This is a genomic window from Bacteroides sp. AR29 (assembly GCF_900217715.1).
GTDB classification, from domain to species: domain Bacteria; phylum Bacteroidota; class Bacteroidia; order Bacteroidales; family Bacteroidaceae; genus Bacteroides; species Bacteroides uniformis.
Map to the genome: position 1 here is coordinate 50,365 of NZ_OBMS01000024.1, position 25,945 is coordinate 76,309.

At 46.5% G+C, this 25,945-nt stretch carries 27 protein-coding genes and 1 riboswitch; of the genes, 20 read left to right on the forward strand and 7 right to left on the reverse strand.

Annotated features, from left to right (window positions below; translation table 11 throughout):
* Nucleotides 1-159 precede the first annotated feature (159 nt).
* From xylE to CSD97_RS14970, 4 genes are all read right to left on the reverse strand, one after another.
* Nucleotides 160-1,647 carry a D-xylose transporter XylE gene (xylE, locus tag CSD97_RS14955; protein WP_005825537.1) on the reverse strand — a complete coding sequence of 496 codons (1,488 nt, stop codon included), beginning with the start codon at nucleotides 1,645-1,647 and terminating at the stop codon, nucleotides 160-162.
* Between the two features lie 114 nt (nucleotides 1,648-1,761).
* On the reverse strand, nucleotides 1,762-3,078 hold the full coding sequence (gene xylA / locus CSD97_RS14960) for a xylose isomerase (RefSeq protein ID WP_005825539.1): 1,317 nt from the start codon (nucleotides 3,076-3,078) through the stop codon (nucleotides 1,762-1,764).
* Nucleotides 3,079-3,183: 105 nt separating this feature from the next.
* Nucleotides 3,184-4,662 carry an FGGY-family carbohydrate kinase gene (locus tag CSD97_RS14965; protein WP_098032628.1) on the reverse strand — a complete coding sequence of 493 codons (1,479 nt, stop codon included), beginning with the start codon at nucleotides 4,660-4,662 and terminating at the stop codon, nucleotides 3,184-3,186.
* 47 nt (nucleotides 4,663-4,709) lie between these two features.
* Complete coding sequence (locus tag CSD97_RS14970; protein ID WP_034523179.1) at nucleotides 4,710-5,441, reverse strand: NUDIX domain-containing protein; 732 nt, start codon at nucleotides 5,439-5,441, stop codon at nucleotides 4,710-4,712.
* 398 nt (nucleotides 5,442-5,839) lie between these two features.
* Here CSD97_RS14970 and fabD point away from each other — a divergent pair, with 398 nt between their 5' ends.
* From fabD to thiD, 10 genes are all read left to right on the forward strand, one after another.
* Complete coding sequence (gene fabD / locus CSD97_RS14975) at nucleotides 5,840-6,727, forward strand: ACP S-malonyltransferase (RefSeq protein ID WP_005825542.1); 888 nt, start codon at nucleotides 5,840-5,842, stop codon at nucleotides 6,725-6,727.
* 107 nt (nucleotides 6,728-6,834) lie between these two features.
* On the forward strand, nucleotides 6,835-7,377 hold the full coding sequence (locus tag CSD97_RS14980) for a hypothetical protein (protein WP_016273742.1): 543 nt from the start codon (nucleotides 6,835-6,837) through the stop codon (nucleotides 7,375-7,377).
* A 74-nt stretch (nucleotides 7,378-7,451) separates the two neighbouring features.
* A riboswitch (TPP riboswitch) is annotated at nucleotides 7,452-7,542 on the forward strand.
* A gap of 69 nt (nucleotides 7,543-7,611) precedes the next feature.
* Complete coding sequence (thiS, locus tag CSD97_RS14985) at nucleotides 7,612-7,809, forward strand: sulfur carrier protein ThiS (RefSeq protein WP_005837106.1); 198 nt, start codon at nucleotides 7,612-7,614, stop codon at nucleotides 7,807-7,809.
* A 5-nt stretch (nucleotides 7,810-7,814) separates the two neighbouring features.
* A complete protein-coding gene (locus CSD97_RS14990) occupies nucleotides 7,815-8,465 on the forward strand; it encodes a thiamine phosphate synthase (RefSeq protein ID WP_009038436.1) in 651 nt (216 codons plus the stop codon).
* A 23-nt stretch (nucleotides 8,466-8,488) separates the two neighbouring features.
* Nucleotides 8,489-9,265: a thiazole synthase gene (locus CSD97_RS14995; protein ID WP_098032633.1), complete on the forward strand. Its 777-nt coding sequence runs from the start codon at nucleotides 8,489-8,491 to the stop codon at nucleotides 9,263-9,265.
* 13 nt (nucleotides 9,266-9,278) lie between these two features.
* Entirely contained in the window at nucleotides 9,279-10,961 is a 1,683-nt protein-coding gene (gene thiC, locus CSD97_RS15000) for a phosphomethylpyrimidine synthase ThiC (RefSeq protein WP_005825547.1), read from the forward strand.
* Between the two features lie 20 nt (nucleotides 10,962-10,981).
* Complete coding sequence (gene thiH / locus CSD97_RS15005) at nucleotides 10,982-12,115, forward strand: 2-iminoacetate synthase ThiH (protein WP_005825548.1); 1,134 nt, start codon at nucleotides 10,982-10,984, stop codon at nucleotides 12,113-12,115.
* A gap of 35 nt (nucleotides 12,116-12,150) precedes the next feature.
* Entirely contained in the window at nucleotides 12,151-12,846 is a 696-nt protein-coding gene (locus tag CSD97_RS15010) for a HesA/MoeB/ThiF family protein (protein ID WP_005837100.1), read from the forward strand.
* A gap of 18 nt (nucleotides 12,847-12,864) precedes the next feature.
* A complete protein-coding gene (locus CSD97_RS15015) occupies nucleotides 12,865-13,458 on the forward strand; it encodes a thiamine phosphate synthase (protein ID WP_005837099.1) in 594 nt (197 codons plus the stop codon).
* A 28-nt stretch (nucleotides 13,459-13,486) separates the two neighbouring features.
* On the forward strand, nucleotides 13,487-14,314 hold the full coding sequence (gene thiD, locus CSD97_RS15020; protein ID WP_098032629.1) for a bifunctional hydroxymethylpyrimidine kinase/phosphomethylpyrimidine kinase: 828 nt from the start codon (nucleotides 13,487-13,489) through the stop codon (nucleotides 14,312-14,314).
* Between the two features lie 108 nt (nucleotides 14,315-14,422).
* Here the strand turns inward: thiD and CSD97_RS15025 are convergent, their stop codons facing one another.
* On the reverse strand, nucleotides 14,423-15,070 hold the full coding sequence (locus CSD97_RS15025) for a DUF4476 domain-containing protein (RefSeq protein ID WP_005825555.1): 648 nt from the start codon (nucleotides 15,068-15,070) through the stop codon (nucleotides 14,423-14,425).
* A 169-nt stretch (nucleotides 15,071-15,239) separates the two neighbouring features.
* Here CSD97_RS15025 and CSD97_RS15030 point away from each other — a divergent pair, with 169 nt between their 5' ends.
* From CSD97_RS15030 to CSD97_RS15045, 4 genes are all read left to right on the forward strand, one after another.
* The gene (locus CSD97_RS15030; protein WP_098032630.1) at nucleotides 15,240-16,361 is read left to right on the forward strand and encodes a DUF362 domain-containing protein; all 1,122 of its coding nucleotides are present in this window, start codon (nucleotides 15,240-15,242) and stop codon (nucleotides 16,359-16,361) included.
* Between the two features lie 69 nt (nucleotides 16,362-16,430).
* On the forward strand, nucleotides 16,431-16,940 hold the full coding sequence (locus CSD97_RS15035) for an ECF transporter S component (protein ID WP_173675117.1): 510 nt from the start codon (nucleotides 16,431-16,433) through the stop codon (nucleotides 16,938-16,940).
* 285 nt (nucleotides 16,941-17,225) lie between these two features.
* Nucleotides 17,226-18,035: a patatin-like phospholipase family protein gene (locus CSD97_RS15040; RefSeq protein ID WP_025835328.1), complete on the forward strand. Its 810-nt coding sequence runs from the start codon at nucleotides 17,226-17,228 to the stop codon at nucleotides 18,033-18,035.
* A 32-nt stretch (nucleotides 18,036-18,067) separates the two neighbouring features.
* Nucleotides 18,068-19,765 carry an alpha-amylase family protein gene (locus tag CSD97_RS15045; RefSeq protein WP_005825570.1) on the forward strand — a complete coding sequence of 566 codons (1,698 nt, stop codon included), beginning with the start codon at nucleotides 18,068-18,070 and terminating at the stop codon, nucleotides 19,763-19,765.
* A gap of 104 nt (nucleotides 19,766-19,869) precedes the next feature.
* On the opposite strand, the gene CSD97_RS15050 is transcribed toward CSD97_RS15045, so the two are convergent.
* The gene (locus CSD97_RS15050) at nucleotides 19,870-20,100 is read right to left on the reverse strand and encodes a hypothetical protein (RefSeq protein ID WP_009038443.1); all 231 of its coding nucleotides are present in this window, start codon (nucleotides 20,098-20,100) and stop codon (nucleotides 19,870-19,872) included.
* Nucleotides 20,101-20,437: 337 nt separating this feature from the next.
* On the opposite strand from CSD97_RS15050, the gene CSD97_RS15055 reads away from it, so the two are divergent.
* From CSD97_RS15055 to CSD97_RS15065, 3 genes are read left to right on the forward strand one after another with little or no spacing between them, the layout of a single operon-like run.
* A complete protein-coding gene (locus CSD97_RS15055; RefSeq protein ID WP_008664625.1) occupies nucleotides 20,438-21,103 on the forward strand; it encodes a DUF2461 domain-containing protein in 666 nt (221 codons plus the stop codon).
* Nucleotides 21,104-21,137: 34 nt separating this feature from the next.
* Nucleotides 21,138-21,584: a YhcH/YjgK/YiaL family protein gene (locus tag CSD97_RS15060; protein ID WP_005825575.1), complete on the forward strand. Its 447-nt coding sequence runs from the start codon at nucleotides 21,138-21,140 to the stop codon at nucleotides 21,582-21,584.
* A 31-nt stretch (nucleotides 21,585-21,615) separates the two neighbouring features.
* The gene (locus tag CSD97_RS15065) at nucleotides 21,616-23,625 is read left to right on the forward strand and encodes an alpha amylase C-terminal domain-containing protein (RefSeq protein ID WP_098032631.1); all 2,010 of its coding nucleotides are present in this window, start codon (nucleotides 21,616-21,618) and stop codon (nucleotides 23,623-23,625) included.
* Nucleotides 23,626-23,697: 72 nt separating this feature from the next.
* Here CSD97_RS15065 and CSD97_RS15070 read toward each other — a convergent pair whose 3' ends face one another.
* The gene (locus CSD97_RS15070; RefSeq protein WP_008664631.1) at nucleotides 23,698-24,411 is read right to left on the reverse strand and encodes a hypothetical protein; all 714 of its coding nucleotides are present in this window, start codon (nucleotides 24,409-24,411) and stop codon (nucleotides 23,698-23,700) included.
* A 353-nt stretch (nucleotides 24,412-24,764) separates the two neighbouring features.
* Here CSD97_RS15070 and CSD97_RS15075 point away from each other — a divergent pair, with 353 nt between their 5' ends.
* The 3 genes from CSD97_RS15075 to CSD97_RS15085 all read left to right on the forward strand — a co-directional run.
* Nucleotides 24,765-25,010: a hypothetical protein gene (locus tag CSD97_RS15075; RefSeq protein WP_098032632.1), complete on the forward strand. Its 246-nt coding sequence runs from the start codon at nucleotides 24,765-24,767 to the stop codon at nucleotides 25,008-25,010.
* Between the two features lie 504 nt (nucleotides 25,011-25,514).
* The gene (locus CSD97_RS19210; RefSeq protein ID WP_272203525.1) at nucleotides 25,515-25,640 is read left to right on the forward strand and encodes a hypothetical protein; all 126 of its coding nucleotides are present in this window, start codon (nucleotides 25,515-25,517) and stop codon (nucleotides 25,638-25,640) included.
* A 157-nt stretch (nucleotides 25,641-25,797) separates the two neighbouring features.
* Nucleotides 25,798-25,945, forward strand: a 148-nt coding sequence (locus CSD97_RS15085; protein WP_143272432.1) for a helix-turn-helix domain-containing protein, incomplete at its 3' end; no start/stop codon positions are given.

The window sequence follows — 25,945 nt, forward strand, 5'->3', positions numbered from 1 at the left end:
AAAGGTACGGTTTATCCTTACATGTTATCTTCCCCTCCGAAGATTTTTCTTTCCCATCTTGAACGGATAAGGGAAAAGATACGGAATTGATAACAAAAAGAGGAGGCATTCATCAGGCCTCCTCTTTCCCGTCTTATATGGACAGTTTCAATGACGGTCTTATCTATTGTTTCTTCTATTCTTCCACAGCTTGGTCATGTCTTCCAGTGTCTTGCCTTTCGTTTCGGGAACAAGCTTCCAGACAAACAGAGCAGCCACCACACAGATGATTCCGTATAAGCCATAAGCAAACATGTGCCCGAACTTGTCTCCCATATCTCCCAAACTCATATTGTACATAGGTACGAAGGTGGAAGATACAATGAAATTGAATATCCATTGGAAGGCTACGGCAATGGCTACTGCAGCGCCACGGATGGTATTCGGGAAGATTTCAGCAATCAGTACCCAGCAGATGGGGCCCCAGCTGAACATGAACGAAGCACTGTAGACCATGATGCTGACAACAGCCAACATGGGAGGAAGCCCTGCCACAACGTTGCAAAGAGCTACTCCGAAAGCACCTATCGCCATGCCGATAGACCCCGAGATGAGCAGCGGTTTACGTCCCCATTTCTCGACTGTAAAGACAGCCAGCAACGTGAACAGAATATTGATGATACCCATGATGACGGTTTGAACCATCGGGTTGCCCATTCCCATCGTTTCGAAGATACGCGGTGCGAAATAGAGTACGGCGTTGATACCTACCGCTTGCTGGAATACACTCAGCATGATACCGATAAAGATAACCATCCAGCCATAAGTGAAAAGCTTTTCCGTCTTTTCCTCTGCCGTGGCTTTGATTTGAGACAGAATAACCTTTGCCTGAGCCAAGCCGTTGATACGGCTTAACACCTGGAGTGCCTTATCATCCTTGCCACTCATGGCAAGATAGCGTGGCGTTTCGGGAACAAACAGTACGAGCAACGCAAAGACTCCTGCAGGAACAGCCTCACTGACAAACATCAGACGCCATCCTATCTCTGTGGTCCATGCTGCCGCTTCGGGATTCAGAATCTGGTTGACTCCTTCAATGGCCTTTATCACCGGATTTGAATTCTCGCCCAGAATAAGGAAATTCACGAAGTAAACCACCAACTGGCCGAAGATAATGGCAAACTGATTCCATGATACCAGAGTCCCGCGAATGTTGCTCGGCGCAATTTCCGCAATATACATCGGGCAGATGGCCGATGCCAAACCTACGCCGATTCCTCCCAATACACGGTAGAAATTGAATGCCACGAGCAAGGAATAGGAAGGAACACCATAGTCGAAGAAAAGGAATTCCGGGTAGTAGGAGCCCAATGCCGACAGAAAGAACAAGACGCCGGCTATGAAAAGAGAATTCTTACGTCCCAGATTGGATGCGAAGAATCCCGAAAGAGCACTACCGATGATACATCCGATAAGTGCACTGGAAGAGGTAATGCCGTGAATCGTATCTGTGTAGACAAAATCGGAGGCACCCATAAAAAATGCCTGAAGCCCTTTATCGGCACCGGATATGACTGCTGTATCGTAGCCGAAAAGCAAGCCCCCGATGACGGCTACCAGCACAATAGAGAAGAGGTAGAGTTTACTGCCTTTTTCTGTATAATTCATGATATTAATGATTAATGGTTAATGATTAGCGATTAATGATTAGCGATTAATGATTAATATTGAAACACCTCATGCGCAACTTATTAACCACTAATCACTAAACATTGATCATTATTAGCAGTACATATTCACGATTGCCTCATACAATTCCTGCTTGCCGCTGGTCTGTTTCGGCTCACCGTTGGCTTTTGCGTAAGCTACCAAATCCTCCAGCGTCAGTTTGCCATCTTCAAATTCCTTGCCTTTACCACTGTCGAAGGAAGCATAGCGGTCGGCCAGCATCTTCTTGTAAGGAGACTCTTCAAGCAGTTTGGCTGCACTTTCCAGTGCACGTGCCATCACGTCCATACCGGCGATGTGGGCAATGAAAATGTCTTCCAGGTCGGTGGAGTTGCGACGGGTCTTGGCATCGAAGTTTGTACCGCCATTGCCAAAGCCTCCGTTACGGATGATTTGCATCATTGCCTGGGTCAGTTCGAAGTTGTCAATGGGGAACTGGTCTGTATCCCAGCCGTTCTGGTAGTCACCACGGTTGGCGTCGATGGAGCCGAGCATACCGTTGTCTACGGCTACTGCGAGTTCGTGCTCGAAGGTGTGGCCCGCCAAAGTAGCGTGGTTCACTTCGATGTTCACCTTGAAATCTTTGTCCAGATTGTGAGCCTTCAAGAAGCCGATAACGGTTTCGGTGTCTACATCATACTGGTGTTTTGTAGGTTCCATCGGTTTCGGTTCAATCAAGAAGGTACCTTTGAAGCCGCGGGCACGTGCATAGTCGCGGGCGATGGTCAACATCTGTGCGAGGTGCTCTTTCTCACGCTTCTGGTCTGTATTCAGCAATGACATGTAGCCTTCGCGACCGCCCCAGAATACATAGTTTGAACCTCCCAGTTCGATAGTAGCGTCGATGGCGTTTTTGATTTGGATAGCGGCACGTGCCACAACATCGAAATCGGGGTTGGTGGCTGCACCATTCATGTAGCGGGCATGGCCGAATACGTTGGCAGTACCCCACAACAGTTTGATGCCGGTTTCTGCTTGTTTCTGCTTGGCATACGCTACGATTTCCTTCAAGTTGGCTTCGTATTCTTCAATGGTCTCGGCTTCTTCGCAGAGGTCTACATCGTGGAAGCAGTAGTATTCGATACCCATTTTCTGCATGAATTCAAAGCCGGCGTCCATTTTGTTCTTGGCAGCCTGAACCTTGTCAGCCTCACCGTTCCAGGGGAATTTCTTTGTTCCGCCACCGAATTGGTCACCACCTTCTGCGCAAAGAGTGTGCCACCATGCCATGGCGAACTTCAGCCATTCGCTCATTTTCTTACCCATGATTACTTTATCGGCATCGTAATAACGGAATGCCATCGGGTTCTTGCTCTCTTTACCTTCGAATTTAATCTTTCCTATTCCGGGAAAATACTCTTTTGTTGCCATAAGAATTTAATGTTTTAATGTGAGAATGTGCCAATGACAGACACATTCATCACGGGGTTAATTATTAATTTATTGTTTTAACGTGCTAACGTTTTAATGTGCACATTAGCACATTACCCAGTGTTTCCAGCGCGCATATGCGTCGGAATAAGCCTGGCGGTCTGCCACTTTCGGCTCTATCACCTCGAGCTTCTCAAGCGTGGCAAATGCTTCGTTGTTGTCCTTGTATATGCCCACACCGATTCCGGCGCCTTTGGCGGCACCTACAGAGCCGTCGGTATCATACAGTTCGATGACAGCTCCCGTCACACCGGCCAATGTCTCGCGGAACAGCGGGCTGAGGAACATATTAGCCTTGCCTGCATGAATTTTCTGCACGGGAATGCCCATTTGTTCCATGATGTCGATTCCATATTTAAAGGAAAAAACGATGCCTTCCTGCGCTGCACGGATGATATGCTGTTTGCCGTGCTGGTTGAAGTTGATGCCATGAATGGAGCAGCCTATTTCCTTGTTCTCCAGCATACGCTCCGCACCGTTTCCAAAGGGCAGGATACTGATACCGGCACTGCCGATGGGAGCTTGCGCCGCCAGCAGATTCATATCGCTGTAGGAGATACCTTCGGGAGCAACGGTGCGTTTTACCCATGAATTGAGAATGCCCGTACCATTGATGCACAGCAGAACACCCAGACGGGTTTGCCCGGCAGCATGGTTGACGTGTGCAAAGGTGTTGACACGTGACTTGGGGTCGTAGTTCACCTCACCGTTCACGCCGTATACCACGCCGGACGTTCCGGCGGTGGAAGCTATTTCACCCGGATTGAATACATTCAGGGAAAGGGCATTGTTGGGCTGGTCGCCGGCACGGTAAGTGATAGGCGTACCTTCTTTCAGACCCAGCTCTGCGGCTGCAGCAGCATTGACACGTCCCTGCTCGGAGAAAGTCGGTTTGATGTCGGCAATCAGAGAGGAGTCGAATCCATAATAGTCCATCAGAAAGTCGGCAACCCGGTTGTTCTTGAAATCCCAGAACATCCCTTCGGACAAACCGGACACCGTGGTACAGATGGTACCGCTCAACTTCATGGCGATATAGTCGCCCGGCAGCATTATCTTATGAATCTTTTCGTAAACGGAAGGCTCATTCTCCTTAATCCAAGCCAGTTTGGAGGCCGTGAAGTTGCCCGGAGAATTCAGCAAATGTGAAAGGCAAGTCTCCTCTCCCAATGTTTCGAAAGCCTTTTGTCCGTAGGGCACGGCTCTGGAGTCGCACCAGATAATGGCAGGACGCAACACCTGCTGGTTTTTATCTACACATACCAAGCCATGCATCTGATAAGAGATACCAATCGCCTTGATGTCTTCTGCGTTTACTCCGGATTCTGCCAATACAGCTTGTGTGGCCAGTTTCAAATTTTCCCACCAATTTCCGGGGTCTTGCTCTGCCCAGCCGGGCTTCACTGCGATAATTTCCGCTTCAGTCTTGGGGAAGAAGGCAGACGATACACACTTGCCGCTTTCCGCATTTACTAGACTCGCTTTTACAGACGAGCTGCCGATGTCATAACCTAATAAATACATTTTTATCAATATTAAAATGAAAGTGATATGAAGAATTTACAATCCGGCTACCGTCGGATTTTATTGTATATCTTTTTGTCGAAACGGTAGTAACGTGCCGCCCGGTGGGCCACGCCCTGCTGTTTTTCTTCCAGGGGGACGACATACTCCATCAAGGCAATTTTTTTATGGAAATTGCGTACGTCGTACTGCTTGTCATACACCAGTTCGTACAAAGTGCGAAGCTGGGATGCGGTGAACTTACGCGGCAACAAGTCGAACAGTGAAGACGGGTTGAACTCGACGTACTGGCGGACATAGGTAATGGCTTCCTTGATAATCAGGTTGTGGTCGAATGCCAGAGCCTTTATATCCGGCATGGCTACCCAACTGGCTTGATAATTGTCCAAATCACGGTTCAATGCGCGGTCTATCTTCACCAGGGAAAGATAGGCTATGGTGACAATACGCTCCACCCTGGACTGCATGGCACGTTCCAGCCAATGTACATCTCTGGGGTCCTTCGTACGGTTTTTTGAGCCGAATGCCTTGAATTGCATCAGATTGACGTTCTTCAGACCCGTCAATTCATTCAACACCCGTTTGGCAGCTTCATCCAAATCCTCATCCATGTAAATCAAACTTCCGGGAAGCTTCATATCATGAAAGATTTCTCCTTCTTCCTCTCCTGCACGCTTAATCAGCAGAACCTTTAGCTGTTCTCCGTCAAAACCAATCACTACACAGTCCACAGAGATATGATTGTTTGCCAACGGCGTTTTTTGTTCTATGTTTTGCATAATATATCTCGTTAAGCGCTGCAAATATAAATAGGTTTTTCTAATTTGCAATAAAGGAAAAGAATATTTTTATAATATTATAAAGCATTATTTTTCAACTGAATACATATCTTACTTTATACAATATCATTTTCAGTTGTTATCGTATGGAATACAATATGTAATTTACAAGAATATACAAGAGGTCTAATTGTAGGAAGTACAATAAGGAGAAAGTGTTTCATTTATAAGTATTTCAGCCTCCGGATACCACAGAAGGCCCAAGCATACATATTGTATTTTAGCTTCCCTCCTTAAAGTAAGGGCATTGCACAAAAAACATCCGTTTGTGCGGTGAATATCAGAAAAACCTCTACCTTTGCAGCACTTTTTATTTAAACACTAAAAAACGAGTAAATATGAAAGCATTTGTATTTCCGGGTCAAGGTGCCCAATTCGTTGGCATGGGAAAGGACCTGTACGAAAATTCGGCATTAGCCAAGGAACTTTTTGAGAAAGCAAATGATATCCTCGGGTATCGTATTACTGATATTATGTTCAACGGAACAGATGAAGACCTGCGCCAGACTAAAGTTACCCAACCTGCCGTGTTCCTTCATTCCGTTATTTCCGCCCTCTGCATGGGCGATGACTTTAAGCCGGAGATGACCGCCGGTCACTCATTGGGCGAGTTCTCTGCCTTGGTTGCTGCCGGTGCACTGAGCTTTGAAGATGGTCTGAAACTGGTGTATGCCCGTGCCATGGCTATGCAAAAGGCTTGCGAGGCACAGCCCTCCACTATGGCAGCCATTATTGCCCTGCCGGATGAAAAGGTTGAGGAAATCTGCGCTCAAGTAAGTGCTGAAGGTGAAGTTTGCGTGGCAGCCAACTATAACTGCCCGGGACAGATTGTAATTTCCGGTTCCATAGAAGGTATCAACAAGGCTTGCGAACTGATGAAGGCTGCAGGTGCAAAGCGTGCTCTGCCGTTGAAGGTAGGCGGTGCGTTCCACTCTCCGCTGATGAACCCTGCCAAAGTTGAACTGGAAGCAGCCATCAATGCTACAGAAATCCATGCTCCGAAGTGCCCCGTATATCAGAATGTAGACGCTATGCCTCATACTGACCCGGTAGAAATCAAGAAGAACCTGGTGGCTCAGCTGACAGCATCGGTACGTTGGACGCAAACAGTGAAGAACATGGTTGCCGATGGTGCTACGGACTTCACAGAGTGCGGTCCTGGTGCAGTGCTGCAAGGTCTTATCAAGAAGATTGCACCGGAAGCTACGGCTCACGGGATTGCATAATTCCTTAAATAGAATATTTTCAAGGCTGTCTTTCTTCAAATAGACAGCCTTTCTTGTTTTAGTAGGCCATTTCCTTTATATTTGCCACTCACAACAAAATGGGATATATGGAAAAGATTACGGAGTTCAGAAATACCTTGGCAGTACCTATTCATAAGTTATCGATAGACTCTCTGGTACAAGAGGTATGCCTCTGCCCCGAGTATTTTGAAGATATATACCGATTGACATACGATGAAAAACAGACGGTGTCATGGCGAGCAATATGGGTATGCGAGAAATTGAGCGAAATCCATCCCGACTGGTTCATCCTACTGTACGATGAAATCATTCAACGGCTGATAGACTGCACGCACGACGGTTCCAAACGTCTCTTATTATCTATACTGTATAATATTCCCATCCCTACTCCAATCTCCGTCGATTTGCTGAATTACTGCCTGGACCACATGCTATCTCCGCAAGAAAGCATAGGAGTGCAAGCCCTTTCCATCAGAATAGCCTATCTGCTTTGCAGGAAGGAGCCGGAACTGCTGCAGGAATTGCAACTGATACTAGAAAATACAGAGCTTGATTTTTATTCAACTGGAGTCAGAACCACTGTTCGGAATACGCTGAAAAAGATACGTGCCACAAAGGGGCGCAAGTAAACAAAAAGTAATCACTGAAATAAAAAGTACGTTCTTTTGTTTTTTATTTCCGATTTTCCCTTACCTTTGTTGCCGTAAAGACAAAGGGGTGCCCCGACGGGCTGAGATTATACCCTCGAACCTGATGCAGTTAGTACTGCCGTAGGAATTGGATATTTCTTTCTTCACTGAACTTGCCGTAAAGACGCTTCTTTGTATTTACTTCCATTGTTTTATTTCTTAATGAACAGAAAAATGAAAGTATTGGTCAACAACAAGGAAGTGAAAACCGGCGCCACTACCCTTTCACAACTTATCGAGGAACTTGCCCTACCGATGCAAGGCATTGCCGTGGCCGTAGACAACCGTATTGTACTTCGCACGGAATGGACAAAATGCATCCTGAGGGAATACATGCCCATCATCATTATCAAAGCAGCTTGCGGAGGGTGAGGAAGATGAAGGACGAGAGACTGAAAAACGGAGGAATGCAGTTCATCACGCACTATACGGAACGATATTCGTATCTGGATGCTGCACGCATGGCTCTTGAGGGCGGTTGCCGCTGGGTGCAACTGCGCATGAAAGACACCCCGGTGGAAACGATAGAACCCGTAGCTTTGGAAGTGCAGGCCCTTTGCCGGCAATACGGTGCCACCTTCATCATTGACGACCATGTGGAACTGGCGCGAAAACTGCATGCCGACGGCGTACATCTTGGAAAGAAAGACATGCCCATAGCCGACGCACGCCGGATTCTGGGCGCGGAGTACATTATAGGCGGTACCGCCAATACTTTTGAGGATGTACTGCAACACTACAAAGCCGGTGCCGACTACATAGGCTGCGGCCCCTTCCGCTACACCACTACCAAGAAGAATCTGAGTCCGATATTGGGACTGGAAGGATATACAGCTATCATCCACCGGATGCAGGAGAAGGATATACACCTTCCGATAGTAGCCATCGGTGGAATAACCATAGCGGATATTCCAGCCGTTATGCAGACGGGGGTAAGCGGGATTGCCCTTTCGGGCACGGTACTGCATGCCGATAGTCCGGCAGATGAAATGAAAAGAATCATTTCTTTAATGGAGAATGAAAAATAAAGAATTAATATATGACGACTGATATGGAAAAATTAGTGATTGCGGAACGTGAGTTCAACTCCCGTCTGTTTTTAGGAACCGGAAAGTTCAATTCCGATGAAGTGATGGAGCAGTCTATCCTGGCATCCGGCACAGAAATGGTGACGGTAGCCATGAAACGCATTGAACTGGACAACAAGGAAGACAATATGCTGGTACACATACAGCATCCCGGTATCCAGCTTCTGCCCAACACCTCCGGCGTGCGCAATGCCGAAGAAGCTGTTTTTGCTGCACAGATGGCGCGTGAAGCTTTCGGCACGAACTGGCTGAAACTGGAGATACACCCCGACCCCCGCTATCTGTTGCCCGATTCTGTAGAGACGCTGAAAGCCACGGAAGAACTGGTCAAGTTAGGATTTGTGGTACTGCCCTATTGCCAGGCCGACCCCACACTGTGCAAGAGGCTGGAAGAAGCCGGTGCCGCCACCGTCATGCCGCTGGGTGCTCCTATCGGTACAAACAAAGGACTACAGACAAGGGATTTCCTGAGAATAATCATTGAACAAGCCAATATCCCCGTAGTGGTGGATGCCGGTATCGGTGCCCCGAGCCATGCGGCAGAGGCTATGGAAATGGGCGCTTCGGCTTGCCTGGTGAATACAGCCATTGCAGTGGCGGGCGACCCCGTGACCATGGCGGTAGCGTTCAAGCAGGCTGTAGAGGCGGGACGCATGGCATACGAAGCAGGTCTGGGCATACAGGCAGATAATTTTGTTGCGGAAGCCAGCTCACCGCTGACGGCTTTCTTGAACCTATAAAACTGACAATGCAATGAACCAGAAGATAAAATTCCCCCGTTCCGAGAAAGTATATTTGCCGGGCACCTTGTTTCCCGAATTGCGCGTAGCTATGCGCAAGGTGGAGCAAGTGCCCAGTACGAACTTCATTGATGGAGAAAAGGTACTTACTCCGAATCCGGAAGTGTATGTGTATGATACCAGCGGACCGTTCAGCGACCCTGCCGTCGAAGTGGATTTGAAGAAAGGGCTGCCCCGTCTGCGCGAGCCGTGGATACTGAAACGCGGCGATGTGGAGCAGCTTTCCGAAATAACGTCGGAGTACGGACGCATGCGCCGCGACGACCAGTCGCTCGACTCTCTGCGCTTTGAGCATATCACCCTGCCCTACCGCGCCCTTCAAGGAAAATGCTGCACACAGATGTACTATGCCAAACAAGGTATCATCACGCCTGAAATGGAGTATGTGGCGATTCGCGAGAACATGAACTGCGCGGAGCTGGGAATAGAGACGCACATCACACCGGAATTTGTACGCCAGGAGATTGCTGCCGGACGCGCCCTGCTTCCTGCCAACATCAACCATCCCGAAGCAGAGCCGATGATTATAGGCCGTAACTTCCTGGTGAAGATAAATACCAATATCGGAAACTCCGCCACCACCTCGGGCATCGAAGAAGAGGTAGAGAAAGCATTGTGGAGCTGCAAATGGGGCGGCGACACGCTGATGGACCTCTCCACGGGCGAGAACATACACGAAACGCGCGAATGGATTATCCGCAACTGTCCCGTTCCCGTGGGCACTGTCCCCATCTACCAGGCATTGGAGAAAGTGAACGGCAAGGTGGAAGACCTCACCTGGGAAATCTACCGCGACACCTTGATTGAACAATGCGAGCAGGGAGTGGACTACTTCACCATCCATGCCGGCATACGCCGCCACAATGTGCATCTGGCCGAGAAAAGGTTGTGCGGCATCGTGAGCCGTGGCGGCAGCATCATGAGCAAATGGTGCCTGGTGCACGACCGCGAAAGTTTCCTTTACGAACACTTTGATGACATTTGCGACATTCTGGCACAGTATGACGTTGCCATCTCTTTGGGAGACGGGCTGCGTCCGGGGTCTACGCACGATGCCAACGATGAAGCGCAGTTTGCAGAACTCGACACGATGGGCGAGCTTGTGCTGCGTGCCTGGGACAAGAATGTGCAGGCTTTCATCGAAGGTCCCGGCCACGTGCCCATGCACAAGATTAAGGAGAATATGGAGCGCCAGATAGAAAAATGCCACGATGCGCCTTTCTATACGCTCGGCCCCATCGTGACGGACATCGCACCGGGATACGACCATATCACGTCCGCCATCGGTGCAGCGCAGATAGGCTGGCTGGGTACGGCGATGCTCTGCTATGTCACTCCCAAAGAGCATCTGGCACTGCCCGATAAGGAGGATGTGCGTGTAGGTGTCATCACCTATAAGATAGCCGCCCATGCCGCCGACCTGGCAAAAGGGCATCCCGGAGCACAAGTGCGTGACAATGCACTGAGCAAAGCACGTTATGAATTCCGCTGGAAAGACCAGTTTGACTTGTCGCTCGACCCGGAACGTGCGTTCAGCTATTTTCATGCAGGGAAGCATGTGGATGGGGAGTATTGCACGATGTGCGGACCGAACTTCTGTGCAATGCGGTTGTCGAGAGAATTAAAAAAGAAATAAATGGGAATTGATAGAACACTATGTTTTCAGACGAATTAGAACATATATCCTGGGAGGAAACCACGGCACGCATCCATGCCAAGACAGATGCGGATGTACGCCGTGCCCTCTCCAAAGAACATTGTAATGTAGAGGACTTCATGGCCCTCATCTCACCCGCCGCTGCCCCCTATCTGGAGACGATGGCACGATTGAGCAAGAAATACACCGAGGCACGATTCGGGAAGACCATCTCCATGTTCGTGCCTCTTTACATCACGAATTCCTGCACCAACTCTTGCGTGTATTGCGGTTTCCACATCAGCAACCCCATGCCGCGTACCATACTGACGGAAGAAGAAATCGTGAACGAGTACAAGGCCATCAAGAAGCTGGCACCTTTCGAGAATTTGCTGTTGGTGACGGGAGAAAATCCGGCCAAAGCAGGCGTGCCCTACATAGCCCGCGCACTGGACCTGGCAAAACCCTACTTCAGCAATCTGAAAATAGAAGTGATGCCCTTAAAAACGGAAGAGTATGCAGAGCTGAAAGAGCACGGCATGAACGGTGTGATTTGTTTCCAGGAAACCTATCACAAAGCGAATTACAACATCTACCACCCCCGCGGCATGAAGTCCAAGTTTGAATGGCGTGTCAACGGTTTTGACCGTATGGGGCAGGCAGGCGTCCATTCCATCGGCATGGGAGTGCTCATCGGTCTGGAGAAAGAATGGCGGACAGACATCACCATGATGGCTTATCACCTGCGCTATCTCCAGAAACATTATTGGCAGACGAAATACAGCGTCAACTTCCCCCGTATGCGTCCTTCGGAGAATGGCGGCTTCCAGCCCAATGTCATCATGAGCGACTGCGAACTGGCACAAGTCACTTTTGCCATGCGTATCTTTGACCATGATGTGGACATCTCCTACTCCACCCGCGAGCCTGCCGATATACGCGACCATATGGCAACACTTGGTGTGACAACCATGAGCGCCGAAAGCAAGACCGAGCCGGGAGGATATTACAGCTATCCGCAAACGCTGGAACAGTTTCATGTCAGCGACGAGCGCAAGGCTGTGGAAGTGGACAAAGCGTTGAAACGCCTGGGGCGCGAACCGGTGTGGAAAGATTGGGATGCGAGTTTTGATTTGAAGGCTTTCAAGAGATGAGTGACCGAATACAGAACCTTAATAACAATGAACAAATGAACCGATATGCCAGACAAACGTCCCTTCCCGAAATAGGCGAAGCCGGACAAGAGAAACTGCGTAATGCCAAGGTGTTGATAGTCGGTGTGGGAGGATTGGGTTCTCCCATTGCCCTCTATCTGGCGGGAGCAGGAGTCGGAACGCTGGGATTGGTGGACGATGACCAGGTCAGCATCAGTAATCTTCAACGTCAGGTTCTGTATGCTGAAGCTGACCTTGGACAGCCTAAACCTCTATGTGGCGCCCGTAGAGTGCAGGGTTTGAACAGCGATGTAAACGTGGAAGTATACCCCTTCCGTCTGGACAAGAAGAATGCCGGAGAACTGATAAGGAACTACGATATAGTGGTAGACGGATGCGATAACTTCGCTACCCGCTACTTGCTGAATGACGTATGCAACGCTTGGGGCAAGCCCTACGTTTATGGTGCCATTCAAGGCTTTGAAGGCCAAGTGTCCGTCTTCTGCTACGGTGAGGGTGCAAAAAACTATCGTGACCTCTATCCGGATGAAGAAGGGACACTGCTCATGCCATCTCCGGACAAATCGGTTATCGGCGTAACCCCTGCCATTGTGGGTAGCGTAGAAGCCAATGAAGTGTTGAAACTGATTTGCGGCTACGGTGAACCCTTGGCAGGAAAGCTATGGACGATTGATTTAAGAACCATGCAGTCGTATATTCTCTCATTATAGACAAACATCCATAAAGATATGAAACTGATAGTCATTACCACGCCGCAATTCTTTGAAGGAGAAGCAGCGGCAGTTACCTCCTTATTCCAAAACGGTTTGGAAATACTCCATCTGCGCAAGCCGGGAGCTTCGGCAGAAGAGATGGAGTATTTCCTGCGGCAGTTGCCGATGGAATATATGCCGCGCATTGTCACGCATGAGCAATTCCAGCTGGCATCCGTTTTCGGTCTGAAAGGAATTCATCTGAACGGGCGCAATCCGCAGATACCGTTCGGATATAAGGGACACATCAGTTGTTCCTGCCACTCTCTTGAAGAAGTGTTGAAACATAAATCAGATTGTAGCTATGTGTTCCTCAGTCCCATTTATGACAGTATATCCAAAGAAGGCTACTCTTCCGCTTACTCCTGCGATACCTTGAAGAAAGCACAGCAAGCAGGTATCATCGATTCCAACGTCATGGCATTGGGTGGCATCAGCCTGGAGCATCTTCCGGAAATAGCCGTTTTAGGTTTCGGAGGTGCCGTCCTGCTAGGAGACATCTGGCAGCAAGCGAAGGAAGATTTCATCCCCCACTTCCTCCACCTGAAACAGCTCTCCTCCCCCCTTTAATTTTTAATTTCTAATTTTTAATTATTTCATGCTTCCCCCTATTATCCTTTCCATTGCCGGTTCCGACTGTTCGGGCGGTGCAGGCATACAAGCAGACATAAAGACCATTTCCGCTTTGGGAGGTTATGCCGCTTCCGTCATCACGGCTGTTACTGCACAAAACACACTGGGAGTACAATCGGTTTATCCGATACCTGCGGATATGGTTAAGGCACAAATCACCTCTGTTATGGATGATTTAAGGCCGGATGCCGTCAAGATAGGTATGGTACATGATGCCGGTATTGTGACCACCATTGTCGATTGTCTTCAGACTTATACTCCGGAGTGTATAGTCTATGACCCCGTCATGATATCGACCAGCGGACGGCGACTGATGACCGAAGAAACCATACAAGTCATTAAGACGGAACTGTTTCCGCTATGCACCCTCATTACTCCCAACCTGAATGAAGCAAGCCTGCTTTGGGGGCAAACCATTACCGGTACTGTGGAGATGCGACAAGCGGCACAGGAATTATCCTGCAGATACAACACCGCTATTCTCGTCAAAGGCGGACATCTAGAGGATAATGACATGTGCGACGTGCTTTATTGCCGGCAACCTTCTGCCAGGGCTGACATCCTGCCATCCGGATGCATCCTCTATTCCAACCCCAAAATAGAGAGCCGTAACCTGCACGGCACAGGGTGTACCCTTTCCTCTGCCATAGCTACATTTCTTGCCGGTGGCAACAAACTCGATGAAGCGGTCTGCAAGGCTAAAGAGTATATCGGTACTGCGATAAACCGGGGGAAAGACATGAATATAGGGCACGGGAACGGTCCGTTATGGCACTTTCCTTTATCGGAATAAGAGCTCGTCGAAACGCATTATCTGTTTACCTTAAACGCATTATCTGTCAGCCTCCGATACATCATGTGTTTGGCACCAACGGACAATGCGTTTCGACATGTCTGCTTCTTAATAGCGTATGCCCAGAATTTTCTTGGCATCGTCTTTCTTAAACAGTGAATCAATGACGTCTAAAATCGCTTCGTAGTTTTCCGGATCTACGATATTGGGAGCGAATATGTTGAGGACTTTCATCTTGTCGTCATCAAAAGTATATAGTGCCATCAAACTGGCACATTGCACACAGTTCAGACTGTTGTTTCGGGCAACAGTTCTCATCATTTCGATTTGATCATCCTTGAAAGGGCGGGACTTCACTTTTTCATAAAAATGCCGGAAGTCTTCGGGGTGCATCCCCCTGACATAAACCGGAGCTGGAGAATCTATCACTACTTCACTGGGAACAACCGGCAACGTACGTGGCTCTCCGGAGAATGAGTCCATTGCAACGACTCTCCCACCTTCAAAAGTCACGACAATCTGAGTTCGGCTGATATTACTTTTACCGGACAGCACTCTGGAATATTCCCATTCTTCTATATCCCGGTCGAAGCGGCGATACTCTGGAGTTCCCAATATCTTGGTGACCTCCTGCCTGCTCATCCCCTTCTGGATACTGTTCAACACATCTACCTTAGCATCATAAAACAAACTGGAACAACTGCTGAATCCCATCGTCATTACCAGTCCCGCAATAATTAGTCTGATTGTTTTCATCTTATCGAGTTTTTAGTTGCCACAAAGGTAGGCAGAAACATGGATAGACCTCTTATTATCCCCCTATTTGTCAAAAGGGATTTCCCTACTTTTTTTAGCCATATACCTATTAATATGGAAATAATCCGTTATTTTTGCAGATACTATCACTATAAATAGGTAAAAACACATGGAAAAAGCAAAAGTATACTACTCTGATTTGCGTACCTCCCCTACATCCAATCTTTTGGATAAAATGGAACGCTTGCTGAAAAGGGCAGGCATCGAGCAACTTCCTTTGAAAGATAGCTTTGCTGCCATTAAAATCCATTTCGGCGAACCCGGAAACCTGGCATACTTGCGTCCCAATTATGCAGCTCGAATGGCAACCCTGCTCCGCAGCCTGGGAGCCAAACCTTTCTTGACGGACTGCAACACGCTGTATTCCGGTCGTCGTGCCAATGCTGTAGACCACTTGCAAAGTGCGATGGAGAATGGCTTTAACCCTATCTCGGCCCAGTGCCAGGTCATTATCGGCGACGGACTGAAGGGAACGGACTACCGCGAAATCCCTCTGAACGGGGAATATTGTCCGGCACCCAAAATCGGCACAGCGATAGCCGATGCCGATATTGTAATCAGTATGAACCACTTCAAGGGGCACGAACAAGCCGGTTTCGGCGGCGCCTTGAAGAATCTGGGCATGGGATGTGCCAGCGTAGGCGGAAAGCTGGAACTGCACTGCGCCTCGCAACCCAAGATTGACGTAGAAAACTGCATAGGCTGCAACATCTGCGTGAAGCATTGCGCACACGACGCCGTGCACCTCAATACCAGCCGCAAGGCAGAAATAGACTACACCAAATGCGTAGGTTGCGGACAGTGCGTAGCCCTCTGCCAGCACGACGGTGCCGTGATGGGAGCCGAAGATACCTCCGAGCGTCTGAACTACAAGATTGCGGAATATGCCCTCGCTGTCGTTATGGGTAAGCCCCATTTCCACATCAGCTTCATCATGAACGTATCTCCCGAATGCGACTGCTGGAACCACAACGATGCCGCCATCGTGCCCGACCTCGGCATCCTGGCTTCGGCAGACCCGGTTGCACTGGACAAGGCATGTGCAGATATGGTCATCCAAGCCCCGATACTGCACGGCAACAATTGCCTCGCCACGGCACACGAGCATGATGACTTGTGCGGATGCGACAAATTCCACTTGATGCACCCCGACACGGACTGGCTTGCCGGGTTGCGCCATGCCGAGAAAATCGGATTGGGAACCATGAAATATGAATTGGTGAAGATTTGACTAAACCTTTTCTGTTTTAAATAGTCATACTAAAAATAGATTTATCAATTAATGCATAATATTATACAAATGGAAACATCTGCAAAACTTTATTCCCTGCCTTTCGGCAACGTAAAGACCTATCTATTCGCCCTGCTGTTCGTGGCAGGAAACATCGCCTTGCCGCAACTCTGCCATCTGGTCCCGGCAGGCGGTCCGACGTTGCTTCCCATCTATTTCTTCACACTGATAGCTGCTTATAAATATGGTTTCAAGGTAGGTCTGCTGACGGCTATCCTGTCGCCGGTCATCAATCATCTGCTTTTTGCCATGCCTGCAGCAGCCGTGTTGCCGGCCATACTTATAAAGTCCGGTCTGCTGGTCGGAGCCGCCGCTCTTGCTGCACGCTATGCCAAGAATATCTCTTTATTGGCATTGCTGGGCGTGGTTCTCTCCTATCAAATTATCGGTACGGCCTTTGAATGGGCGCTGTGCGGTAATTTCTTTCTGGCTGTGCAAGATTTCCGTATGGGCATTCCGGGCATGCTGATTCAGTGGTTCGGAGGATATGTACTGCTGAAAGCAATCGCAAAAAATTAAGCGTATATTCTCAAACAGTATCCCTTAATCCTAAAACTTTGTTCGCACACTGCGGATACATATCCCCAGTTTGCGGATGTCTATCCCAAGGCTTGGGATAGACATCCGCAAACCATAAACAAAGTTTTTTCTTAACTGATAAAAACTTTTTCCCTAACTAAGAAAAACTTTCTCCTTAATAGAGAAGACTTTTCTCTTAATACTTTGAACTTTTTTCCGCTATTTTCCTTTCTCCCTACAATAAAATCATTAATTTCGTGCCGAACAATATATCATATTTTCAACATGGAAGTAGTAACGAACAACTGGTTCACTAAAAAATATCCAATAGGTTTTGCCTTAAGCGGCGGTTTCATCAAAGGCTTTGCCCATTTGGGTGCCATGCAATCTTTATTGGAACATGACATCAAGCCCAATATACTTTCCGGAGTCAGTGCCGGAGCCTTGGCCGGGGTATTCTACGCCGACGGCAATGAACCGCATCAAGTTCTTGACTACTTTGCCGGGCACAAGTTTCAGGACCTGACCAAACTGGTGATTCCCAAAGTCGGATTATTTGAATTGGGAGAGTTCATCGATTTCCTGAAAAGCAATCTGAAATCCAAGAAACTGGAAGAACTGCAAATCCCTCTGATTATTACAGCTACTGACCTGGACCACGGACGTCTGGTACATTTCCATAAAGGGGACATCGCCGAACGCGTAGCAGCTTCGTGTTGCATGCCGGTATTGTTTGCCCCGGTCAATATAGACGGCACCCATTACGTGGACGGAGGCCTGCTGATGAACCTGCCTGTCTCTACCCTCCGCCGCATATGCGAAAAAGTGATTGCCGTGAATGTCAGCCCTTTGATGGCAACCAAGTATAAAATGAACATTGTGAGCATTGCCTTACGTTCCTATAACTTTATGTTCCGCTCCAACTCTTTTCCTGAACGCGAGAAGGCTGATTTGCTGATAGAACCTTATAACTTGGAGGGATACAGCAATACAGAGCTGGAAAAGGCGGAGGAGATATTCATGCAGGGATATAATACGACCAATGATATATTGGAACGTCTGCTCATAGACAAAGGCAGCATTTGGAAAGAATAAAACAACCATTCTATAACATAGAAAACAAAGAAATGAACGACGAAAACAAATTGATTATTTATCAAGTGTTCACCCGACTATTCGGAAACAACAATAACCACTGCATCAATAATGGCAGCATCACCGAAAATGGATGCGGCAAGATGGCTGACTTTACAGCCAAGGCGTTGGGAGAAATCAAGAAGCTTGGCGCTACACATATATGGTACACGGGCATCATCGAGCATGCTACGCAAACTGACTACCGCCGTCACAATATCCAACCCGACCATCCGGCCATTGTGAAAGGTAAAGCCGGATCTCCCTATGCCATCAAGGACTACTATGATGTCGATCCGGATCTCGCCAAGGACGTACCGGAGCGTATGAGAGAGTTTGAGAATCTGGTGCAGCGCACTCACCGTAGCGGTCTGAAGGTTATCATAGATTTTGTTCCCAACCACGTAGCCCGTCAATATCACTCGGATGCCCAGCCGGATGGCACTTCACAACTGGGTTCAAACGATGATACCAATTATGCGTTCAGCCCATATAATAACTTCTATTATATCCCGAAATCGGAACTGCATGGCCAATTTGACATGAAAGGTGCAGCCGCCGAACCTTATAGGGAGTTTCCGGCAAAAGCTACCGGAAACAACCGTTTTGACGCTTATCCAAACATCACCGATTGGTACGAAACTATAAAGTTGAATTATGGAGTGGATTATCAGAACGGCGGGACTTGCCATTTCGACCCCATTCCCGACACATGGACCAAGATGCTGGATATCATGCTGTTCTGGGCGGGAAAGAATATAGACGGTTTCCGTTGTGATATGGCCGAAATGGTTCCCGTAGAGTTCTGGGAATGGGCAATCCCGCAGGTAAAGGAGCAATATCCCTCCCTGCTGTTTATAGCCGAAGTCTATAACCCGGGAGAATACAAGAATTACTTGTTCCGTGGCAAGTTTGATTATTTATACGACAAAGTAGGACTTTATGATACCTTGCGGGCTGTTACTTGCGGGTATGAATCGGCAACTGCCATCACCCGTTCCTGGCAAAGTCTGGGAGGTATAGAAAAACGCATGCTGAACTTTCTGGAAAACCATGACGAGCAACGTATCGCTTCCGACTTTTTTGCCAGTAACCCGCGCAAGGCGATTCCGGCACTCATTGTGTCAGCTTGCATGAACACCAATCCGATGATGATTTATTTCGGTCAGGAGTTTGGTGAGCTGGGCATGGATAGTGAAGGTTTCAGCGGTCGGGACGGACGTACAACCATCTTTGACTATTGGAGTGTAGATACTATCCGCCGTTGGCGCAATGGCGGCAAGTTCGACGGCAAGATGCTGACGGAGGACCAGAAACACCTATACAGCATTTATAAACGGCTACTGACTCTTTGCAATGAAGAAAAGGCCATCTCTCAGGGGGCTTTCTTCGATTTGATGTATGCCAATGTCAACGGATGGCGCTTTAATGAACATAAGCAATATACATTCCTGCGCAAATTTGAGAGAGACCTGCTGCTGTTCGTCGTGAACTTCGACCATATCTCGGCAGACCTTGCCATAAATATTCCTTCTCATGCTTTTGACTTCCTGCAAATACCGCAGATGGACCAGTACAAAGCTACGGAGCTGCTCAGCGGAAAAGAAGAAAACATAAGTCTGCTTCCCTATAAGGCTACTAATGTGGCCGTCGAAGGATATGGAGGAAAGATACTTAAGATAAAGCTATAACGGAATCACAACTCTGGTGATTTATTAGATTTGGCACTGATTATGCAGAACAACACGGATTTCTTAATCGCTTCGTGGTTTTCCGCATAATCAGTGCCAAGTCTTTATTTGTTCTCTTCCATATATTCCTTCAGCCGATATAGCCGCGTGATGGCAGGATTATAAAAATCATCAGGATAATGTGCATCTATGTCACTCAGGTTAGCTTGCACAAAACGTTTCACATCCACTATGTTCTCAGCATCAGACAATGTTACACTTTGAGGGAAAGATGTGCTCTTTGCCCAAGCTATCAGCGCTTTAACGCTATCTTCATCAAATTTATATTCGGCCATATTCTACATATTTTCTTGCAAAGATAGTGCAAACCGGATGCAGAATAAAATGACCCACCCATTTTTTTATGCTAAAGTTATCCTCATCTGCATGAACAAAATTCCAATTTGTTGTGTTATATAAATGTGTTTTTCATAGTATTAGATATAAGATTAATTAAAAGAGACGTACCCGCTTGTGATAAGTAAGTACATCAAAAACAGAAGCGTCTGTTTGATTGATAAATGTGTAAGGAGCATCGGTTTACCAGAGCCGATGCTTTTTTTTTTACCCTTCTTTGTAGCATGTTAGAAATATTATCCGTAAATTTGGCAGATAATAAGGAAAGAATATGATATGAATATCCCTGTTATATTTCAATTTTTGAAAGAACTGTCTGCAAACAACAATCGTGAATGGTTCAATTCTCACCGGGAACAGTATGAAGTCGCCCGCAGCGAGTTTGAAAACTTGCTTACAGTAATTATCTCCCGTATCTCTTTATTTGATGAAAGCATCCGTGGTATAGAAGCAAAGGACTGTACATACCGTATTTATCGTGATACACGCTTTTCCGAAGATAAAACTCCCTACAAGACACATCTGGGAGGATATATCAATGCGAAAGGAAAGAAATCCGACCATTGTGGCTATTACGTGCATCTGGAACCGGGAAACTGCTTGTTGGCCGGTGGAAGTTATTGTCCTCCCCCGCCCTTGTTAAGAGCTCTGCGACAAGCGGTACACGACAATATAGATGAATTTCGCAGTATAGTGGAAGATCCTGCTTTCAAGCAATACTTTCCCGTCATCGGAGAGAATTTTCTAAAAACAGCTCCAAAAGGATTTCCAAAGGACTATCCCTATCTGAAATACCTTCAGTGTAAAGAGTATACGGTTGCCTGCTGCCAGCCGGACAGCTTCTTTCTTGCTCCAGACTTTTTGGATCGTACAGACGACATCTTCAAGCAGATGAAGCGTTTTTCTGATTTTGTGAATTACACCATAGACGACTTTGAATAATTTACCTATATAACTAACTTAAAACATTTGAATTATGGTTATAGACAGACTTGAAAACATAGAAAAATATACTTTGCTGCATCCTCTGTTTGAGCAGGCCATTGATTTTTTAAAATCACATGACTTGCACTCTTTGGAAATCGGCAAGACCGAACTGAAAGGAAAGGACTTGCTGGTCAACGTGGCGCAGACAAACCCAAAAGAAAAAGAAAATGCCAAACTGGAAACCCATAAAGACTATATTGACATTCAAATACCCTTGTCCGGTACGGAGATAATGGGTTATACCGCCGCCCAAGACTGCCTTCCGGTTGATGCTCCTTACAATGCGGAAAAAGACATCACTTTTTTTGAAGGACTGGCGGAGGACTATATTGCAGTGAAGCCCGGAATGTTTGCTATCTTTTTCCCTCAGGACGGGCATGCTCCGGGTATTACCCCTGACGGTGTAAAAAAAATAATTGTGAAAGTTAAAGCGTAAATTTATCAAATATCCAAAACTCATCCTCTTTATGGAAACATTGAATTTAATCAAGAATGACCCATGGCTGGAACCTTTTGCCGATGCCATCAACGGACGTCATCAACATGCCATAGACAAAGAATCGGAATTGACCAACAAAGGAAAACTAACCTTGTCTGATTTTGCATCCGGATACCTCTATTTCGGCCTGCATCGTACTGACGATGGTTGGGTTTTCCGTGAATGGGCGCCTAACGCAACCCAAATCTTTATGGTCGGAACTTTTAACGATTGGAAAGAAGAAAAAAAATATAGCTTGAAGCGTAAAGCAAACGGTAATTGGGAAATCAAGCTTCCTGCTGATGCCGTGAAACACGGTGACTTGTACAAGCTGATGGTACATTGGGACGGTGGTTGCGGTGAACGCATTCCTGCATGGGCTACACGTGTCGTACAAGACGAACAGACTAAAATATTCAGTGCCCAGGTTTGGGCTCCGGAGAAACCCTATAAAATGAAAAAGCGGGTTTTCAAGCCATCTACAGATCCTTTATTGATATATGAATGCCATATCGGTATGTCTCAGCAGGAGGAAAAGGTCGGTAGCTATAAGGAATTTCAGGAAAAGATTCTTCCACGTATCGCCAAAGAAGGCTACAACTGCATACAGATTATGGCTATCCAGGAACATCCCTATTATGGTAGCTTCGGATACCATGTTTCCAGTTTCTTTGCCGCTTCTTCCCGTTTTGGTACTCCGGAAGAACTGAAGGAGTTGATTGATACAGCCCATAGTATGGGGATTGCCGTTATCATGGATATTGTCCATTCACACGCTGTGAAGAATGAAGTGGAAGGCTTGGGTAACTTTGCCGGTGATCCTAATCAATATTTCTATCCCGGTGGACGTCGGGAACATCCAGCTTGGGATTCACTTTGCTTTGATTACGGCAAGAACGAAGTTATTCACTTCCTGCTGTCTAACTGTAAATTCTGGCTGGAAGAATATCATTTCGACGGCTTCCGCTTTGACGGAGTAACCTCCATGTTATATTATAGTCATGGTTTGGGAGAAGCATTCTGTAATTATGGAGATTACTTCAACGGACATCAAGACGACAATGCCATTTGTTATCTGACACTTGCCAACCGGCTTATCCATCAGGTCAATGCCAAAGCCATCACCATTGCCGAAGAAGTATCGGGAATGCCCGGACTGGCGGCAAAATATGAAGATGGCGGCTACGGATTTGATTACCGTATGGCCATGAATATTCCCGATTATTGGATTAAGACAATCAAGGAGAAAATAGATGAAGACTGGAAGCCATCCAGCATGTTCTGGGAAGTGACCAACCGCCGCAAAGATGAAAAGACCATCTCCTATGCGGAAAGCCATGACCAAGCTTTGGTGGGCGATAAAACCATCATTTTCCGCTTGATTGATGCGGATATGTACTGGCACATGCAGAAAGGAGACGAGAACTATACCGTAAATCGAGGCATTTCTCTCCATAAAATGATACGTTTACTGACTGCGACTACTATCAATGGCGGTTATCTTAACTTTATGGGCAATGAATTCGGACATCCGGAATGGATTGATTTCCCCCGTGAAGGTAACGGTTGGTCTTGTAAATATGCCCGCCGTCAATGGGATTTGGTGGACAACAAGAATCTGGCATATCATTATATGGGTGACTTTGATGCTGCCATGTTGGTAGTTGTAAAAAGCATAAAGAACTTCCAGGCTACTCCGGTCCAAGAAATATGGCATAATGACGGTGACCAGGTATTGGCCTATATGCGCAAGGACTTGATTTTTGTATTCAACTTCAACCCTAAGCAGTCTTTTACTGATTACGGTTTCTTGGTTCCTGCCGGAACTTATGAAGTTATTTTGAATACAGATAATCCAGATTATGGCGGTAATGGTTTGACGGATGATACCATCAAACATTTTACCATCCACGATCCGCTTTATAAAAAAGACAAGAAGGAGTGGCTGAAGCTTTACATACCGGCACGTACAGCTGTTGTACTGAAAAGAACTAAATAATCATTTCATAACATTAAAAAAGAGGCAGATATCTGAATTGATATCTGCCTCTTTTTTATATAGGAGAGTCTTTTATTTCAATTGACTGTCGATGAAGTTCAACATCGTTTTTGCATTATCCATCATCTTCTTTTGAGCTGGTTTGTCTGCAGAGAGCAATGGAATAAGTTTATCCAAATATTCTTTGGCTTCCTTGAATTCAACTTTTGCTTTTTCTACATCTGTTTTCATGGTATTGGCACCCTTACTATAATACAAAGAACCCAGACTGTTAAGTGCATTTACATTATCTGCTTGGATAGCTATGGCTTGTTTAAATGCTTCTTCGGCTGCATCCATCTTTTTGGCTTTCTGCGCCATGATACCTTGATTTACGTAATAAGTGGCATACAATTTAGTCAATGTCTTATTACCGGGATTTGCTTCCAGCCCTTCCTTTAAAGTGGCAACATACTCATCATTTTTCTTCAAATCTTTCAAAGCACCGGCTTTACCTATATAAGCATTTGCCAAGTTATACTTTTTCTGTACAGCAATATCAAAATACTTCAAAGCTTCGGCAGGTTTCTTTATCTTATCGGCACAAACGCCACAGTTATATGCAATTACGGAATCTTGGTTGTTTGTTTGTGTCAGATAAGTACTAAATTTTGTGTAAGCTTCCTGGTAATTTTTAGCTTCAAGAGCAGCCTTACCATCGTTGACCAACTGGGCAGGGTCAGCATTCTGCGCAAAGAAATTCGTAGCTGCACAACATAGTGCAATAGATAAGATTAATTTTTTCATATGCTTTAATTCATTTAAAAGTTGATTCCCAAAGTTAGTTTACAATGGTATAGAAGCAAAACCTTTTTACTTTTTTTGAGGTTTTTAGCATAGTCGTAACAAGTGTTATTTTACGTAAAAGCAAATATCCGGATATGTGTGTTGGGCTTTGTCACATATGTTACACTTATACTTAGAATATCATATTATCTTTGCCACGGATAAGAAACTTTTGCGTATCTGTCTGAATGACAGCGTTGAGTAGTGAGAAAGAAAATTGTTGGTAACGATTTAGCGACAATGTAACTGCGCTGAACTGCTGCGCTTTGCATCTCGTCAAACAACTCTATGCAAATATACATCAAATATCGGATATGGCAAAAGATTTACTTATATTTGTGGACAACAATACTCTTTTTATGGAAACCTCGATTTTTGAAGACGCTATAAAGGCTTACGCCAAATATTGTGAAAGGTATGGGTATATATTCAGTCAGCCGAATGAACAACTATCTATGGTAGGGCGTAAATATGTCCATTTGGAGAATATCAACGGAAAGTTAGCTAAATATGAAATAGCGACTAAGAAGATTATAACCAACGATAGAAAGCAGGCTTAAAACCTGCTTTTATTTTTATCGTCCTTTCGTCTTTCCCCTAACAACGGTTAACCGTATTAAGGCTCCCCGCTTCATTTAGAAACGGAGAGCTTTTCTTTTTTTTCAGGTCGGGGTTCCCCGATCCATACTTGCGAATAGCGCAGGCACTATTCTTACTTTCTCGAATCTGCCTAATAATTCGTTTACCTCCATATTTGCTGTCTTCCAATCGTATCGTGCGTCGTTACGTTGCAGGTGCAAAGGTGTTTACGAGGTCTTCACGGACGTACAAGGTCAAGCCTTGCGATTTGGCAAAAAATCTTCCCTGCGCCCTGCGGTTGCGAGGTATTTTTCGTCAAAACCTTGTACGTCCTAACCTCTACACCGAAAAGCCCCTGAAACGAAACGACCGATACGACCGAAAGACGCATAAAAAAAATGTCGGATAAACGAGAGGCAGATTAAGATAAGAAACTCACTCCCTCCACTCTCAAATCCGCATTAGATTCAAAAACATCAACAGTCATGAAACCAATTAAGATTATCAAAACAGTATTACGCGCCCTTATAGCCGTTCCGTGTGCCCTTTTTCTTTGGGTGGTGTATTTCACCGTTGGGATGTTTGAAGCCCTGATGGAAAATCCAGTGTAAGCTGCCCCCTAAAACCAAGCGATTCTGCCCCCTTGTGCTAAAATAATCCTACCCCCTTGATTCCAATATAAAAATACCCCTGCTTGGCAATGCCCGGCAGGGGATTTTTCGTAGATTTGATTCCCGTCTTGACCGGTGGGATAAAATCATTTCTACTATGACAACAAAGATAGCAAACATCCTCCAATGTTACGCATTGGGGATGGGGATAAAGCAGATAAGCAGGAGCTTTGAGCTTTCCCGCAACACGGTGCGCAGATATGTGCGCCTGTTTCAAGAGTGTGGTATACCGATAAAGGAGTTGG